This is a genomic window from Thiomicrorhabdus sp. zzn3 (genome assembly GCF_029767755.1).
GTDB lineage: Bacteria > Pseudomonadota > Gammaproteobacteria > Thiomicrospirales > Thiomicrospiraceae > Thiomicrorhabdus.
On record NZ_JARUQS010000003.1, the window covers coordinates 1 to 17,006 of the forward strand.

Below are 17,006 nucleotides of genomic sequence, written 5' to 3' on the forward strand. Positions count from 1 at the left end.
CCGCGTATTATAGTGACCAATCAATCAAACTGTCAACAATTTTTTCAAATTATTTTCAGCAGACCAATTCGTTCAAACTCACAATCAATACCGCTTCTACCCTTCTTAACTCGCCGCTTCCGTTTGTCGTCAGCGCCTCGTCTTGAAGAGGTGCGTATTATGCATTTAGTTTTTTTCGGTGTCAACATTTTTATCTAAAAAATTATTCAGTTTCTTTATTATTCTTTTTCTCTTTAATAGAAGGCTTATCCCACGGCCCTGTCACGCTATAACGATAGGTAATTAAATCTTCATTAATATCCGGTATCACTTTCATGAGCGCGTAGATTGCTAAAGCTCCGAGCGGAGACGCCACACCTGTAATAGCGCTCAATGCGGGCAACGAACTACCAAGAGCAGGTGTCACCTCTGCATTGAGGTCGAATTCCTTATTTTGTAGATCCACTCTACCAGACAAACCAACCGTTGCCGAAGGGGCCTGCAATTTAAATGACTCTAACCGCAAATCCCCGGCTTTCAGAACTGCTCTTCCCTGAATTACATCATAGACCATCCCCTTGGTGGTTACATCCTTTAAGTCCAGTGACAGGCGTCTTGCGACAGAAGTGACATTCAGCAAGCCTAAAAGACGTGCAAAACCTGGCTCCACATCCTCAACTACACCGTCCTTAATCTCAAAAATGGCTCGCCCAGTCAGGGCTTTAACTCCGAAACACTCCGGCCCACCCGTCCAAGCTAGGTTAGCTTTCATTTGTGCTTTTTTCCCACTAAACCCCTGCTTCAAACCCAATAGTTTAGTCAGACTTTTAACGTTACTGGATTCCAGCTCTAAGCGCGTACTACTTTGATTGGCAAATTTATGAAAAAAATACTCACCTTTTAGCTGCCCGGCTTTATTGGCAAATTGCGCATTCAAATTTTTAAAGTGCAACACATCTTTACTCTCCTGCAAATTGAACGTCACCGCCTGCACATCCACTTTATTCAAATGGATATTTGATCCCTGAAAATTTATTTCAGGCCACGGAATCTTAGACGCCTTGGCCAACTTGCATGAAACTTCTTCTGAGCCTCCTGAAACAGGCGTTTTGTCATCAACGTCGCCTCCTTGCCATACTAATGCCAGTTTATTCACCGCTACGTCTAGCTTTTTCTCATCGTAAAGACTGGCAACAAACTCAAGAAAGTTTGATTGACCACGGATATCGACCCTTCTCTCATCAGTACTTTGCCAAACCAACTCCAGAATCGGGTACGCCTCTCCAAGCAAATTCACTTTATTAAATGTAAGCTTAGAACTATCCCACAGCATGTCATCAACCCAATCAAAACCGAACAGGCCTGTTGATTCGTTATTTTCAGACACCTTTTTCTGCCAGTCAGTCCAGGCGTCCAGATCCAATTCAGCCACCTGACCTTGAACAGAAAAAACACCGGATTCCAGTTTAGGCATTGTTGCCGCCAACTGACCCCACAACAAATTGCCTGCTAACAACTCCACTCTATCTCCAGCATCGGACAGCATAAGCTGGGCTTTCCCTATCCCATCAACTTCCCCCTCAACCAAGACACGCTCGTCTTTAACATCAAGCTGTAAAAGAATGCTCTTTGTCAGGCCTGCATTATCAAAAGGCGCCGGCATTTTCCAGTTCGCATGACTCATATCCGCATTCACTTTGATCTGAACGCCGGTTTTTTCTGATTTGCGCATTGGAAGGCTCACCTGAGCCTGCCACTCAGCAGGACCGGAAACAATATCCGGATAGTCAGGTAGAGCCTTCCCCTCTCCCTTAATCAATATCTGCTTATTCTTGAGATCCGTAGCCACGCGCAAGCGAGCAGAACCATCCTCAAACACCGCCTGAAGCAGATCACTTTTCACCGTTTTTTCAGTAAACTCGACACTTCCTTTAATATCATCGAATGTAAAGGCGTCATATAACAACAGATGATTTCCATTTAAATGTACTCTTCCCCTGACACGTTCAGTCTTTTGATCGTAGCCAGAAATCGGAATCCAAATCTCATCCAGGTCCACACTCAAGAAATCGCTTAAATTAAGCTTGGATTTATCCGCAATAAAGCCTTCTAGTGACACCTTGCTTGGCAAAGGAGTATTTAAAAGATAATCCAATACAAAATCACTTTCCCCTGCTGCTTTAGCCTTCACACGAACAGCAATGTCTTTTTTATTAAGATCATCAATTAATACATCCACTGCAGTGGCGTTGACCCCTGAATTGAGAGAAATCGCATCACTGTTAATTTGCAACCGATAAGGCGAAAAAGTCAGTTTGGCATCAAAGCCTTTTAAGGCCGGCCACTCTGGCTGAAATTTCAACTGTGCATTTTTAACCGTCAATTCTCCACCAAAACGCGCCCCATGCGTATCGGACAAAGAAATCTTATTTACATTGCCATCGAAAAAAAAATCCCCTTGAATGGAATCGCCGTCAACCAAAGCCGTTTTTAACCATGTTTGAAGCTTTTGCGACATTAAGGAATACGGCAAATACTGCTTAACCTTCGCCATACTCCCAGGTTTCACAGACAAGTTGGCATCGACATACCCATCAAAATCCCCAACAGCCCTTAACGTCAAAGGAATACCATCCCAATCCAGACTGATAGGATTCAGCTGCCAGACATTACTGGCAGGTTTATAAAGCCCATGAATCCGGTTAGACAACTGCACCCTCATCGGAATCGGATGTACACGAGATTCCATCAGCCAAATCGGCTTATCCGCGATCAACTGAAACTGTTCCCCTTTTTTATCGAGGTACACTTTCTCCATGGCTAAACCGGGGAGATGGGTTACTGGAACAGCAAGCTTATCGATTTTCATGGAAAGTGAATTCATTTCCAAAGTTTCAATATCTAGTTCGCCCACAATATTCTGTAACGATAATTCCACCGCAGAACTAAACAAATCCGCCACACTTTCATAGCGCAAAACAGAATGCACCATATTCTTGAATGGCTCGATATTGAACTGCGTGGTTTCAAAATGAAGATTGCGATTTTTTGCCAGAGCAAGCTCTATAGGCGAAACCGTCTGTATATAGTGATTGTCGATCTGCATTTCGCGTACAGCAAAACGCCAGTTTAACTGCGATTCGTCACGCAACTGTTCCTGATTTTGCCACTCTAAATTCACCCCAAACGTCTCAGGTAACACAGCTTGCTTATCCGGCCACTTCAGTGCTTGCGCATATAAGTTCAAACTTAAGTTGGATAACCAGGTATCTGACAGCTCTCCTTTGGCCTCAAGCGTCAACTCGCCACGAGGAAGAACCTGCAGCCACTTATGAGGCAAAAGCTGAGCTAAATTCTGAATTTTAAGAGGATTAAACGAGTGGAGGGTAAACTCACCGTCTTCAATCCCTCCCCATACATTGGGTTGAAGCGACGCTTTCAATTGAAATGTTTCGTTTTGCAGTACACCCGCATAAGAAAATTCAAATTCCGAAGCCAAACTCCAATGCGCCCCTTTAAAGGCCTGAAAGGTGTTCACATAAACCTGTAATGGATAACCTCGACTGTAGGTAGAGAGTTGCAGATCCTGAACATCAACCCGTCGCCATAGGCGGCTGAGACTGATCTCTTTAAGCTGTTGTCTTAACGCCTGAAGCTCAATTGCAGGTTTATTTTCAGGAACTTGTTCAGGCGTACTGAAATCCAAAAATCTTAAATGCCGAATTTCAAGAAAATCACCCCAACTGGTGTTAGGGATCAAAGGGGAAAAGAGATTAACATCGACACTGAAATGGCTTGCTTCCAGTGCCATCTTAGGATGGGTTACTTTCAAATCATCAAGATAAAGCGTCACCCCAAGCCAGTTTTGTTCAATGGTCAAATCTTTAAATTCAACCTCACTTCCAGTGACCGCGGCAATCACGCCACCAAACTGGCTTGGAGCAACTTGAGCCCATGTAATCACCAAGCGGACAACCAACAGGTAAGCCACCAACAAAGCAAACAGCCAGTAAAGTAATTTATTCGTTCTTTGAACCATTTTTGTCTGCCGCCATTACCCCGTGCCTCGTGACGCTCTTACTCTCGCCCCTAGCTACATCATCACCACATCAAATTGTTCCGGTGCATAAGTACTTTCCGCTTGAAAACGAATACTCTTATCCAGAAACGCCTCCAACTCGGCAACACTGCTCGACTCTTCATCCATTATCCTCGCAACCACGCTCTCTGCTGCAATCACCCGATATTGCTTGGCATCAAAAGAGCGCGCCATACGGGTAATTTCTCTAAAAATCTCATAGGCGACCGTTTCAGCGGTTTTCACCGTACCACGTCCATTACACATCGGACAGGGTTCACAAAGCGTGCGCTCTAGGCTTTCTCGGGTACGCTTACGCGTCATTTCCACCAGACCCAAATTGGAAATATTGCTAATGGACGTTTTAACCCGGTCCTTGGAGAGTTCCTTTTCAAGCGCCGACAGCACATGTGCCTTGTGCTCTTCTGCATCCATATCGATAAAATCCAGAATAATAATCCCGCCCAGATTTCTTAAGCGCAACTGACGTGCAATCGCCTGAGTCGCTTCCAGGTTCGTGCGATAAATCGTTTCTTCGAGATTTTTATGGCCAACAAACGCACCGGTATTAACGTCAATCGTCGTCATTGCTTCAGTTTGATCAATCACCAGATAGCCCCCGGACTTCAGATTGACCCGCTTTTCTAAAGCCCCTTGAATTTCCTGTTCAATGTTATACAGGTCAAAAATAGGGCGTTCGCCAGCATACAGCCCAAGAAGATCTGCCAACTCCATGACATAGGTGTCCACAAACTGCTTCATCTTTTGCAGAGTTTCCGTGGAATCAACCCGAATCTTCTCAATACGATCAATCGGGATGTCGCGCATAATCCGTAAAAACAGCGGCAGGTCTTCATAAATCACACAAGGTTTACGCGCATTTTTTGCTCTTTCTTGAACATCTTTCCATAAACGCTGTAAGAAAATCACATCCGCACGCAACTCATGGAAATCGGCCCCTTCGGCGACCGTTCTGACAATAAACCCTCCTTCAGAATCCTTGCATTCGGGAATCTGTTTCATCAGTTCACGCAAACGTTCACGCTCTTCCGGCTGCTCAATTTTTTGCGAAACCCCGAGCGCCTTTTCATTTGGCATGTAAACACATAAGCGCGATGGGATCGTGACTTGCATGGTAATCCGTGCACCTTTCGTTCCCAAAGGATCTTTGACGACCTGCACCATAATCTTCTGACCAGGGCGCAGCAGTTTGGCGATGTCCTCGCATTCTTCATCTTCATGCCCGATTGCCTTCTGACAGACATCGGAAACATGCAAAAACGCGGCTCTTTCCAAACCAATATTCACAAATGCAGCCTGCATGCCTGGAAGCACGCGGTCCACTTTGCCGATATAAATATTACCAACCAAGCCACGTTTATTGGTGCGTTCAACCCAAACTTCCTGCAAAACGCCATTCTCAACCCAAGCCACTCGGGTTTCATTAGGCGTCACATTGACGAGTACTTTTTCCTCATTATGCATGTAAAAAACCTTTTACTCTTTAGTGTAAGCCGATTCACGCAAGAGCTGATCGAGCTCATAAAGCGCTAACCCCATTACGCCCGAATAACTGCCTTCGATACGTTCAATAAAACGCGCACCTAAACCTTGGATCGCATAGCTCCCCGCCTTACCCTGCGGTTCGCCACTCAGCCAGTACTCATGAATTTCTGCATCCTCTAAGGCTCTAAAGGTGACGTCGGTCTGGTTCAACCGAGAAAACACTTCTCCGTCATACACGACGGCCACCCCCGACAAGACACGATGCGTGGCGCCGGAAAGTCTGCGCAGCATGGCATGGGCATCGGCCTCGCTTCGAGGTTTGCCGAACACTTTATCACCTAGCACCACTGCCGTATCACCCCCAACCACCCAGATTTGTTTACCGGCCACCTTGTTGAACCCGGCCAATGCCTTTTCAATCGCGATACGGCGCACATAAGATTCGGGGCTTTCATTAGGCAGGGCCACCTCTTCAACCGGCGCCTCAATCACTTCAAAATTGAGGTTCAACTGGCGCATCAGTTCTTGTCGACGCGGGGAGCCTGAGGCCAGATACAGTAATTTTTTTGCTTCGCGCTCTGCTTCCATAAAAATCTGCTATGATCGTATTTTTACGCTTAGTTCATCATTTAGCCATTCTAACCTGTAAACAGCGTAAATGGGCGCTATACCGGTTCTTTTTTACAGTGGAACTTTATGAAAAACACCTTAGACATTATCTTAACGGATCACTCTCGACAACAGCTTGAAGAAACCTTTGACGCGGTTTATCTGTTTGACCACCCGCTTTTCTCCCTAATGGCTGAAAGAACCCAGCTTCCCTGGTTCTTAATTGTGCCCAAACAATCATTGGATGCCGAAAAAAATCCGGGCTATGCGGCACAGCTTTACGGCGAAATTTATCGCTTGATCGGCTTTATGCAAAAAAACAGCCTCGGCAACCATTTCAACCTGGCTAAGATTGGCAATAAAAACCCCTACCTGCATATCCACCTAATTTTTAGAGAAGAGAACGATGAAGTGTGGCCCGACGCGGTCTGGTGCCATGAGCCTTTGAACGCTTGTGAAGAAACGCCGCTTAAATTTAAACAGGCGTTAGCGGAATTCTTTGCAAACTGAGCAGGCCTGTTCAGTGTTTGACTTGACCGTGTAAAAACCGGTCCAGCACTTGAGCAATATGCATGGCTTGAATCTGGCCTAAATCGGCAATCTGATGCCGGCAACTGGTACCGGTGGCCACGATCCAATCATCCGGTGATGCCTGCTGCACAGCTGGCAGCAACACCTGATTGGCGATGGTTTTGGAAACCTCATAATGCTTATAACCGAACTCGCCGGACATACCGCAGCAACCGGACGGAATCATCTCCACACTTAAGCCCGGCAACGCTTGCAACGCCTGCAAGGTATCCGCCGGTTTGGCCAAGGCTTTTTGGTGACAGTGCACATGCAGCCAAACTCGTTGATTGATTGGCGCCAATTCTTGCAATCGAACCGATTGCGACCATTCCAACATTAGCTCTTCCACACTTAATACGGCATCACACCAGGCCTGTTGAGTTTTTGCGGAAGCGTTTGCCAATAAATCTTTCGCTTCATCACGCCAAACCAACAGCTCGGAAGGCTCGATACCGACGATTTTGTCTCCTGCTTGCCACCCACGCAGTGCATGCATTGTCTGTAACAAGGCTTCCCGCGCTTCCGGCAACAGGCCTTTGCTGATCAACGCGCGCGGCGATGCCCGCATCCACACCGGCTCCACATTAAAACCGGCACGCTGTGCCAGAGTTTGCAGGCTGCGCAACGCCGCCTGACCGACTTGCGGTTCCTGATACTGACTGAACAGATCGCATAACACCCACAATGTCGGCAGCGAGTCATTATCAGGTTTGTTCTGGGTTTGCCCCTGCCACCAGGCTTGCAGATCAAAGGCGTGCGCTTGCGGCAAGGTACGGCGGCTGTCCACCCCCATGAGTTTTTTCGCAATGCCCAGATCTTGCACTCGGTTAAACAGCACCGGAAAACGCTGTCCCATTTTCAACAGGCCTGCATAGTGTTTTAACGCCCAAGCGCTCAAATCCAACCAGCGTCGCGTTTGATACAGCACCTCCGCCTTTAAACGTGCCATATCCACATTGGCCGGACATTCGCTTTTGCATCCCTTGCACCCCAGACACAGTTCCAAAGCGTCCTGCAACTGATGCTGTTTTAACGCTTTGCGCGGATCGGGCTCGGTCAGGGCGTAGCGCAGCAGGTTACTGCGCCCGCGGGTAGAGTAGTTTTCCTCACGCGTCGCCTGATAAGATGGACACATCAGGCCGGCCGATTTGCGGCACGCCGCCGCGCCGTTGCATTTTTCCACAGCGTCCATCAGCGAAAGGTCTTTTGACCAGTCAAAGGCCGTAGCCAACCTTTTTTGCGGCTGGCGATCCGCACGCAGATTTTGGGTAATCGGCGCATCGCCAATAATTACCCCCGGATTGAGCAAATTCTGCGGATCAAAGGCGCGCTTGAGTTCCTGAAGATAGAGATAGACGGTCTCGCCGACCTGCTCCTGCAAAAACGGCGCGCGCAATCGGCCGTCACCATGCTCACCGGACAAAGCACCGCGATATTTTTTCACCAGCTTAGAATTACGCTCAGCAATCGTTTGAAATAGCTGTTTGCCCTCCTTAGTCGCCAGATCAAGTTCAGGACGGATATGAATCAGACCGACCGAAGCATGGCCATAATAGACACAACCCACCTTCAACTCCGCCATCAAGGCCTGCACATCCTGAAAATAATCAACCAAGCGATGCACCGGAACGGCCGCGTCTTCGATGACCGCCACCGCCTTTTTGCGCGTCACCTTGCCCATCAGCATGCCAAGGCCCGCTTTGCGTACCTCCCACACTTTGGCGGAATTGGCCGGTTCGATCAAAGGCGCAGCGTAAGCTCCGTGCGCCAACAACCAGGCCTGTTGAGTTTGCAAACGCGACTGCAAGCGCGCTTCATCATCATCAAACAGCTCGATCACCAAGACGGCTTGCGGATCGCCGTCAATCCAAAAACGGTTTTGCTGTTGCTGCAAATTGGCTTTGGTACCATCCAGTGTGGGCTTATCGATCAACTCAATCGCTGCCGGCTCGAACTCCAGCAGGTGCGGCACCACCTGCATCGCCGCTTCCACCGAATCAAAGTGCGCACACATCAACTGGCGGCATTTCGGCAGTTCCACCAGATTTAGGCAAGCCTGCTTAATCACAGCCAGCGTGCCTTCGCTGCCGCAGATCAGCGGCGCCAAATTAAAGGGTTTACCATGCGGGTTAAACGGCCGATGATGCCGATAGAGTTCGTCCAGCGCATAACCGGTGTTGCGGCGCTTGATGGTTGGATGCGGAAAATGGTCCAGAATGGCTTTGCCGTGATTTTCCAGCAAATGCAGAACGGTGCGGTAGATCTGCCCTTCAAAATTGGTCGCGTGACGCTTTTGCTCCAATTCTTCAGCGGATAAGGGACCAAAACGCGCTTCGGAACCGTCGGCAAGGATCACATCCACCCACTTGACGTGCTCGCGCGTCGTGCCGTAATAGACCGAATAGGAACCGCAGGAATTGTTACCGATCATACCGCCGATCATGGCGCGGTTGGAAGTGGAAGTGTCCGGCGCAAAACGCAAACCGTCGGCTTTGACAAAGGCGTTCAAATCATCCTGAATCACCCCCGGCTCCACCACCACTTCTTTGAACTCGGGACGGTATTCGACAATGTTAGTCAGGTGTTTGGAAACATCAATCACCACGCCCGAACCGATCGCCTGCCCCGCCAGAGAGGTACCGCCGGCACGTAGTATAATCGGCAATTTATTTCTCAATGCCGATTGAACAGCCTCAACAAGCCTGTTTTGCGTTTCTGGCATTTCCACTTTTTTGAGCGTCAGCTCAAAAACGGATGCATCACTGATCAGTCGATTCAAGGTCACCTACCCTTGGCTTGCCACAACAGCATTACTGGTTATATTGCCGATACCAATCCACAAACTTTGAAATACCAGTTTCAATCTCGGTCGCCGGTTTAAAGCCAACATCGACCATCAAGTCACTGACATCTGCATAGGTTCTGGGCACATCTCCTGGCTGCATTGGCAGATTGTTGCGAACCGCTTGTTTTCCGGTTGCTTGCTCAATGGCGTTAATGAAACGCTCCAAGCTAATCGGTTGGTTATTACCGATATTGTATATCTTGTAGGGCGCTTGGGCGTGAGTGAATTCACTGCTTTGCGGATGAGGGACATGATCCATCACGCGCACCACACCTTCAACAATGTCGTCGATATAGGTAAAGTCACGCTCCATCTGACCGTGATTAAACACATCGATCGTTTCACCCGCCAGAATCTTTCGTGTGAACGAAAAATACGCCATATCCGGGCGCCCCCAAGGGCCGTAAACCGTGAAAAAGCGTAATCCGGTGGTCGGGATGTTGTACAGATGGCTGTAGGTATGCGCCATCAGTTCATTCGACTTTTTGGTCGCGGCATACAGGGAGATCGGAAAATCCACACGGTCATCGGTCGAAAACGGAATTTTGCTATTCATACCGTAAACCGAGCTGGACGAAGCATAAACCAAATGCGGTGTCTGCTGCTGTCGGCACCCCTCAAGCACATTAACAAACCCCACCAGATTAGAGTCCACATAAGCGTGTGGATTTTCCAGAGAATAACGCACCCCGGCCTGTGCGGCCAGATGAATAACACGGTCAAAATCGTGCTTTGCAAACAGCTCGCTCATGGCTTTTCTGTCGGCAATATCCATTTCTATAAACTGATACGACTGCCCGCTTTCAGCACAATCTTGCGCAAATCGTTCCAGCTCGGATAAACGTGCTTTTTTCAAAGCGACATCGTAATAATCATTCAGGTTGTCAATGCCAATGACCTGATGTCCCTGCTTCAACAGAGCCTGTACCGTATAAAACCCGATAAAACCGGCCGATCCGGTTACCAAAATCTTCATGATGCGTTTTCTTATCCCTTTACTAATTTCTTAATCAGTCCTGCCCAAACAGGTCGCGAGTGTAAACTTTTTCGACAACATCACTCATTTCGTCCGTCAAGCGGTTTGCCAGAATCACGTCTGACATAGCCTTGAAACTCGGCAAATCACGAATCACTTTCGAATGGAAAAATTCGTCTTCCTGCAAAACCGGTTCATAAACCACCACGTCAATTCCTTTCGCCTTAATCCGCTTCATCACTCCCTGAATGGCGGAGGCGCGGAAATTATCGGAACCTTGTTTCATCACCAAGCGATAAATACCCACGACCTTAGGGTTACGCTTGATAATCTGCTCGGCAATAAAGTCCTTTCGCGTGGTATTGGCGTCGACAATCGCACGGATCAAATTATTCGGCACTTCCTGATAATTTGCTAACAGTTGCTTGGTATCTTTCGGCAAGCAATAACCGCCGTAACCAAACGAAGGGTTGTTATAGTGATTACCGATACGCGGATCCAATCCTACCCCTTCAATCACCTGACGACTGTTCAGACCATGCGCTTCGCAGTAACTATCCAATTCATTAAAATAAGCTACGCGCATCGCCAGATAGGTATTGGAAAACAATTTGACCGCTTCGGCTTCGGTCGCTTCGGTAAACAGCACCTCAATCGACTCTTTTTGCGCCCCCTGAACCAGCAAGTCGGCAAAAGCTCTGGCGCGCTCCGAATCTTCGCCGACAATAATCCGCGACGGATACAGGTTGTCGTAGAGCGCCTTGCCTTCACGCAGAAACTCCGGAGAAAAAATCAAGTTATCACAGCCAAACTCTTCTCGAATGCGTTGCGTATAGCCTACCGGCACCGTTGACTTGATGACCATCAAGGCTTGTGGATTGATCGCCATCACATCTCGAATCACCGCTTCCACCGAATTGGTGTTAAAGGTGTTGGTTACGGTGTCATAATCGGTCGGCGTGGCGATAATCACATAATCAGCACCTTCATAAGCGGCCTGCTTATCCAGTGTCGCGGTAAAGTTTAACGGCCTATCCGCCAAAAACGCTTCGATTTCGGGATCGGCAATCGGTGAGCGCTTTTGGTTCAACAGCTCGACTTTTTCGGGAACAATGTCTAACGCCACCACCTCATTATGTTGCGCCAACAGCACGGCCAACGACAGCCCAACATAACCGGTTCCAGCCACCGCAATTTTCATCTGCATCCTTCCTCTAATCTTGAATCGGCTTATTACGCTCAGAAAGTTCCAGCGTTTGCTGCATTATAGAGCTTGGCCGTGAATCTTTTATTGCAACCCGAAAATGTTCCAAAGCACTCAACTGCTCTTGATTGGCGACCAAGCGCTTAAACTCCTCATAGAGTTTGCCACCTTCATAGAGACGTACCCAGCGGCGATAATGATCCCCCATGCGCGCATTCGGCAGTTTCAGAAGTTGCTGACGGTGCTGAATATTGGCTTCAAACTGCTCCCAGGAACGGATGGGATAGTGATAAACCCGAATCCCCGGTTCGTTGCGCGCACTCAGCCACTTGCACCAGTGCTTTGCACGGTGATTACCGCCGCTCAGTTTGATCAGGCCTGTCGGATTGACGATCACCTTCGGACTGATCGGCACCAGCAGCATGGAGATTTGATCGTCGGTCTTCTGCACCTCACGGTCGTAACAGATCGGGTAAAGCACACGGTGCGTCGCTTGCGAAAAGTGATAGCCTTTTTCCAAGGCTGCTTCCGTCAGCACCATATTGCTACGCGGCACCGTCACCACCGAATCACTGGCTTTTAAGTAATCTTTCAGGCTTCCCTGCTCCGGCAACCAGAATTCATCGGCATCGTTGCTGATCACCCAGCGCGCGTTGAGCGTTTTTCGCGCGTACTGCGCCAGCTGCGTCATCCATTTCGCTTGCTGATAGGTCTGCGAAGGCTGGTCAATCACATGGACTTCAAACTCTTTGGCCAATTCAGCCAACTTCTCCCGGGTGCCGTCGGTCGAACCGTTGTCCATCACGGCAAACGCATCAACCCCCAACGCCGCATGCACGCGGATGTTTTCTTCGATAATATCCACTTCATCACGGCACAAAATAGTCATCACCAAACGGTCCGACTCGCTTACCGCTCTTTTCGTTTGCCACAAAAAAGGGATGATTTGAAGCATACTCACAACGTCTCTATCCTTTCTAAAACGGTCACGCCCATGTTACGGCTTAAATCCACAAAACGCTTCTGAAAGGCATCCTGCGGATTGAGCCAAGCAATAACATCCATATCCGGCCGCAACCAGCGCCCGGTAAACAATGCGGTGCCTACATCGCCGATGATTCGGCCCTGCGATGTAAACGCCGGCAAACAAAATTCAAACGCCAACTGGCTGGGAATCACAACTTCCGCTCCGGCCCCCAACAGATGCAATACATCTTCGGAACCGCTGCGCGGGTGGTATTTAATGCCGACGCGCTGGCCCTGTTGTACCAAGCGCTGAACCAAATCCGCCATGCGCTCCCGGTAACCCGGCATTTTCTCAATGTTATGCGGATGGGCAATCAAGATCACGTCATCCAATCCGGCCAGCAGACCAAGATCAAATCCCATCTCTTCGGCCACCCGTCGACTGAGTTCCAACATCGCATCCTGGGTAAACCACGCTCCCGGCAGTTCAAAACACGCTTTGGCTTTCAGCGCTGCGACCGCACTGTGCGGGCGAAACAACCAGGCCTGATCAATTAAACTGGACGCGCCAACAGTTGAAGGTTCTTCCCACCAACTACCATAAACCATTTTCTTAAGCCCGGCGTTTACAAGGTCTTTCCACCACACCGAAGGACGCCCGGCGTAAGAATAAAGGCCGTCATCCATATAAACACCCGTTGGCTGTTTGGCGCGCTGATGCAAGCGATGCATCACATACTGAAATTCAATGCGTCGGTCACTGCCTACGGCAACGAAATCCGGATCATAATTTTCTAATGCCTTATCCAACTTCACAAACAGTTGTCGGCGTACCTTCCATTTACTTTGCACGCCGTCTCCCGTGCCAAACAACCGGACTCCGGAAAACGGACTCTGCGACCACTGCTGCAACGCATTGAAATATGGGTTATTTTCCTGATTTCTCTGATCGATCAGCCATAGCTCGGCCTGCTGATTCTCGCCGTGTGCCTGCCGTGTATTCAGCGCCAATGCGGCCGACACCAATACATTCAACGGAGTGGAAGGCAGATAAAGGCCTTTGCCTGGTAAATCGCTCATGCCTGCTCACTCAATCCCAACGCCAGATCATTTCGATACTGCAAAATCCAACGCAATTTCTGTTCGGCCGCCGCCCAATGTACGGCACCCGGATTTTGCATCGCATTACCGGGCACCGCATAGTCGTTCTGCAAGTAACCGATAAAGCGCGCTGCCAAATCGGCGTCAAACGGCAGTTGTTGCAGTTTACGCAAATGAGCCAGCAGCATCGCCTCATCCGTAATCGGATAGCTAATGCACTCTATCGCAAATAGGGCATCGCCCAGCACCAGCACTTTCTTGCCAGCCATCAACCCTTCCAAACCGACGGTGGAATTGACCGTGACCACGGCATCGGCATGCTGAACCAGTTGCGGCGTTGGAATATCCTCAACAAAACACAATTGCGCTGTCTGCAACGCTTTCAGGTCGGAATAATCCTCATCGCAGGCCGGATGCGGTTTAAATACAAAAACAGTCTTGTCTCCCAACTGCTCTGCCATACGCTGACAAAGAGTGAACAATTGACGCATACTGCGAATCCACGGCGAGTGCAGGTAAATATTGCTGTCTTCCACCACCTGGAAAGGGACAAAAATATAATGTTCCGGTAAATCCTTGGGACGAACCGAACAGGCCGGTTCGGTTTTTTCGGCGTCGGTTTTTTCAGAATTGAGTTCAGTATAGGGCCGAGTATAGGCGCGGTAAAAACTGGCTTCTCGCGGAATGCTGCTGTAGGCATTCACCCCCTTGGGGTCAATGGCGGAAACGCCGGGCAAAGGCCCGGTTTCAAAAAAGACCGGCTGGCGGCCAAAGCGCTCAAGCGCTTCCACTAGAATGGCCTGACGAAATTTTTTGCCGTTCCACAGCCCAATAAACGGCGCTCGCTCACGCTTCAACCAATGAGCATATTGTGCGTAAATCCAGCAGGCCTGTAGCCAGGACAAGACTTTAAACAACGGCCAGAACAAATTCGGATAATGCTTCCCCTTGCGGCTATGCCGCTTGCGAAGCGTCAACAGCGCCGCCTGCCGCCAAAGTTCCGCACCAGGAAACGAGGTAAACAAACTCGGCAAGCGTAACGATTTGTACCATTTAACCCGGGCGCCCAGGTGAGTATGTTTGGCCAGTTCCGAAAAATAACGGCGCTGGTCCCGGCTGGCGGCAAACAGAACTAAATTCGGCAATTTTTTAGAGGCCTCATCCGTCATAACGGCTTATCCATTTTGGCCAGCAGCGCCTGCCAGACCGATTCGCTTTCCAAGCCCTGCAAAGAGAGAGCTTCCTGCTGCAAATCCTTGAATTGCTTGATGTAACCCGGTGCACAAGGGGATTGCAAACGCGTCACCGCGGTTCCATCTGCTCCGACCAGTTTCGGATCGGTCACCCGATACAGCACCACCATCGGCACTTCGAGCGCAGCGGCGACATGCGACAGCCCGGTATCCACCGACACCACACCCTGCGCATTCTTCAGCACCTGCGCCATCTCGTTCAAACTGAGCATGCGTTCCGTCACCCAGACCTGTTCAGTTTTGGTAGCAGCCGACAAGCGCAAGGCGCGTTCACGTTCCTCATTATTGCCCCACGGCAAAACAACCTTATAATCGGCCTGTTGCGCCATATTGAGCAGTTCCACCCAATGATCTTCCGGCCAGTATTTGGTGGTCCAGGTGGTGCCGTGCAGAAACACAAGGTAGTTTTCCTCCCTCCAAGGCAACACCTCTGGACGCGGCCAATCATCAGTTTGCAGACCATAAACAATCGGCGCATTGTCGGCGAGCTTATACCCCAGTGATTTGGCAAACAGTTGACGCAAACGCGCAATGGCGTGCTGATCCTTCGGCACAGAGCTTTTATATTGATAAAACAGACTGGCCAACGGCTCTCGGGCGCTGGTGAAATCAAAACCGGCAATGCGTCCGTGAATGCGGCGCCCGACCCAAACACTTTTATACAGCCCTTGGGCATCCAGCACCAGATCGTAATGGGTTTGATTGACCTCATCAAAAAACGCTTTAATCGCCTGACGCGTCTCCCGGCTCAACAAACTTTTGCGCCACTTGCGCAGTTCGATCGGATAGATCTTATCCACGACCGGATGCCAGGCAGGAATTTCGGCAAACGCTTTTTCCACCACCCAATCCACTTTCAGATTCGGCAACGCCGCCTGTGCATCCGACAGGGCGGGAAAGGTATGAAAGACGTCCCCCATCGAGGACATTTTGATCAACAAAATGCGCATTTATTGAAAATCCAGCACCTTGGGATGAGCGTTCAACCAACTCAGATACTTCTTCACCCCTTGCGCGACGCTGTGGAAATCACCGTCATAGCCGGCGTTGCGCAAAGCCGTATTATCCGCCTGGGTAAAACTCTGGTAAGCGCCTTTAAGATGTTCCGGAAACGGAATATACTCGATCTCCCCTTTGCCGTGAAACTCGATAACCGCCTCGGCAATGTTCTTAAACGGCTCGGCCTGGGCCGGCCCCAGATTGAAAATACCGGACTTCTGCGGATTCTGCATAAACCACAGGTTAACTTTGACCACATCCTCGATATAGACGAAATCGCGGCTCTGCATCCCCGCTTCATAGCCGTCATAAGCGCCGAACAGCTTCAGCTTTTCGCCGGCCAGCACCTGATTGTGCAGTTTGAAGGCCACACTCGCCATATCACCCTTATGCTGCTCGCGCGGGCCATAGACGTTAAAGTAACGAAAACCGACTACCTGACTCTCCGCGTGCGGCAGGATCTGGCGCACATATTGGTCAAACTGGAATTTGGAAAATCCGTACACGTTCAGCGGCTTTTCATACTCGCGCGACTCGATAAACGTCGGCCCGTCGCCATACACCGCGGCAGAAGAGGCATACAGAAACGGTATTTTCCGGTTCAGGCAATAGTTCAACAGATCTTTGGAATATTCGTAGTTGTTGTCCATAATATATTTGCCGTCCCACTCCGTGGTCGCGGAACAGGCCCCTTCATGGAAAACACACTCGATCTCAGGCAAGCCTTCTTCAGCAAAAATCCGTGTTTGAAAATCTTCCTTATCCAGATAATCGGCAAAGTCGCAGTCGGCCAGGTTAATGAACTTCTTACCGTTTTTGAGGTTATCGACCACCAGAATATCGGTACGCCCCATTTCGTTGAGCGCTTTGACAATATTCGATCCGATAAACCCGGCACCGCCTGTCACTACAATCATTTT

13 protein-coding genes are annotated in these 17,006 nt (G+C 49.3%); 2 read left to right on the plus strand and 11 right to left on the minus strand.

Annotated features, from left to right (window positions below):
* Nucleotides 1–198 (plus strand): hypothetical protein (locus QCB44_RS09875; protein WP_279409795.1); only part of this gene is annotated, 198 nt, incomplete at its 5' end.
* Nucleotides 199–202: 4 nt separating this feature from the next.
* On the opposite strand, the gene QCB44_RS09880 is transcribed toward QCB44_RS09875, so the two are convergent.
* From QCB44_RS09880 to QCB44_RS09890, 3 genes are all read right to left on the minus strand, one after another.
* The gene (locus tag QCB44_RS09880; protein WP_279409796.1) at nt 203–3,970 is read right to left on the minus strand and encodes an AsmA-like C-terminal region-containing protein; all 3,768 of its coding nucleotides are present in this window, start codon (nt 3,968–3,970) and stop codon (nt 203–205) included.
* Between the two features lie 102 nt (nt 3,971–4,072).
* Nucleotides 4,073–5,542 carry a ribonuclease G gene (gene rng / locus QCB44_RS09885; RefSeq protein ID WP_279409797.1) on the minus strand — a complete coding sequence of 490 codons (1,470 nt, stop codon included), beginning with the start codon at nt 5,540–5,542 and terminating at the stop codon, nt 4,073–4,075.
* Between the two features lie 12 nt (nt 5,543–5,554).
* Entirely contained in the window at nt 5,555–6,151 is a 597-nt protein-coding gene (locus QCB44_RS09890; RefSeq protein ID WP_279409798.1) for a Maf family protein, read from the minus strand.
* Between the two features lie 108 nt (nt 6,152–6,259).
* Between QCB44_RS09890 and QCB44_RS09895 the strand changes: the two genes are divergently transcribed.
* A complete protein-coding gene (locus tag QCB44_RS09895) occupies nt 6,260–6,682 on the plus strand; it encodes a hypothetical protein (protein WP_279409799.1) in 423 nt (140 codons plus the stop codon).
* 10 nt (nt 6,683–6,692) lie between these two features.
* Here QCB44_RS09895 and QCB44_RS09900 read toward each other — a convergent pair whose 3' ends face one another.
* The 8 genes from QCB44_RS09900 to rfaD are packed head-to-tail and all read right to left on the minus strand — an operon-like array spanning nt 6,693 to nt 17,003.
* Nucleotides 6,693–9,521, minus strand: a complete 2,829-nt coding sequence (locus QCB44_RS09900) for an FAD-binding and (Fe-S)-binding domain-containing protein (protein WP_279409800.1) — start codon at nt 9,519–9,521, stop codon at nt 6,693–6,695.
* Nucleotides 9,522–9,552: 31 nt separating this feature from the next.
* The gene (locus QCB44_RS09905; protein ID WP_279409801.1) at nt 9,553–10,563 is read right to left on the minus strand and encodes an NAD-dependent epimerase; all 1,011 of its coding nucleotides are present in this window, start codon (nt 10,561–10,563) and stop codon (nt 9,553–9,555) included.
* 34 nt (nt 10,564–10,597) lie between these two features.
* On the minus strand, nt 10,598–11,764 hold the full coding sequence (locus tag QCB44_RS09910; RefSeq protein ID WP_279409802.1) for a nucleotide sugar dehydrogenase: 1,167 nt from the start codon (nt 11,762–11,764) through the stop codon (nt 10,598–10,600).
* Nucleotides 11,765–11,777: 13 nt separating this feature from the next.
* A complete protein-coding gene (locus QCB44_RS09915) occupies nt 11,778–12,722 on the minus strand; it encodes a glycosyltransferase family 2 protein (protein WP_279409972.1) in 945 nt (314 codons plus the stop codon).
* Between the two features lie 2 nt (nt 12,723–12,724).
* Nucleotides 12,725–13,813: a hypothetical protein gene (locus tag QCB44_RS09920; protein WP_279409803.1), complete on the minus strand. Its 1,089-nt coding sequence runs from the start codon at nt 13,811–13,813 to the stop codon at nt 12,725–12,727.
* Complete coding sequence (locus QCB44_RS09925) at nt 13,810–15,003, minus strand: hypothetical protein (protein WP_279409804.1); 1,194 nt, start codon at nt 15,001–15,003, stop codon at nt 13,810–13,812. The genes QCB44_RS09920 and QCB44_RS09925 overlap by 4 nt, the downstream gene beginning before the upstream one ends.
* Nucleotides 15,000–16,037, minus strand: coding sequence for a lipopolysaccharide heptosyltransferase I (gene waaC, locus QCB44_RS09930; protein ID WP_279409805.1), 1,038 nt, complete (start codon nt 16,035–16,037; stop codon nt 15,000–15,002). The genes QCB44_RS09925 and waaC overlap by 4 nt, the downstream gene beginning before the upstream one ends.
* Nucleotides 16,038–17,003, minus strand: coding sequence for an ADP-glyceromanno-heptose 6-epimerase (rfaD, locus tag QCB44_RS09935; protein ID WP_279409806.1), 966 nt, complete (start codon nt 17,001–17,003; stop codon nt 16,038–16,040).
* Nucleotides 17,004–17,006 lie beyond the last annotated feature (3 nt).

Excerpts from the sequence above, each read along its gene's own strand:
- QCB44_RS09925 (WP_279409804.1), bottom strand. The coding sequence starts at position 15,003 with ATGACGGATGAGGCCTCTAAAAAATTGCCGAATTTAGTTCTGTTTGCC.
- QCB44_RS09895 (WP_279409799.1), top strand. The coding sequence starts at position 6,260 with ATGAAAAACACCTTAGACATTATCTTAACGGATCACTCTCGACAACAG.
- waaC (WP_279409805.1), bottom strand. The coding sequence starts at position 16,037 with ATGCGCATTTTGTTGATCAAAATGTCCTCGATGGGGGACGTCTTTCAT.
- QCB44_RS09920 (WP_279409803.1), bottom strand. The coding sequence starts at position 13,813 with ATGAGCGATTTACCAGGCAAAGGCCTTTATCTGCCTTCCACTCCGTTG.
- rng (WP_279409797.1), bottom strand. The coding sequence starts at position 5,542 with ATGCATAATGAGGAAAAAGTACTCGTCAATGTGACGCCTAATGAAACC.
- QCB44_RS09915 (WP_279409972.1), bottom strand. The coding sequence starts at position 12,722 with ATGCTTCAAATCATCCCTTTTTTGTGGCAAACGAAAAGAGCGGTAAGC.
- QCB44_RS09910 (WP_279409802.1), bottom strand. The coding sequence starts at position 11,764 with ATGAAAATTGCGGTGGCTGGAACCGGTTATGTTGGGCTGTCGTTGGCC.
- QCB44_RS09890 (WP_279409798.1), bottom strand. The coding sequence starts at position 6,151 with ATGGAAGCAGAGCGCGAAGCAAAAAAATTACTGTATCTGGCCTCAGGC.
- rfaD (WP_279409806.1), bottom strand. The coding sequence starts at position 17,003 with ATGATTGTAGTGACAGGCGGTGCCGGGTTTATCGGATCGAATATTGTC.
- QCB44_RS09905 (WP_279409801.1), bottom strand. The coding sequence starts at position 10,563 with ATGAAGATTTTGGTAACCGGATCGGCCGGTTTTATCGGGTTTTATACG.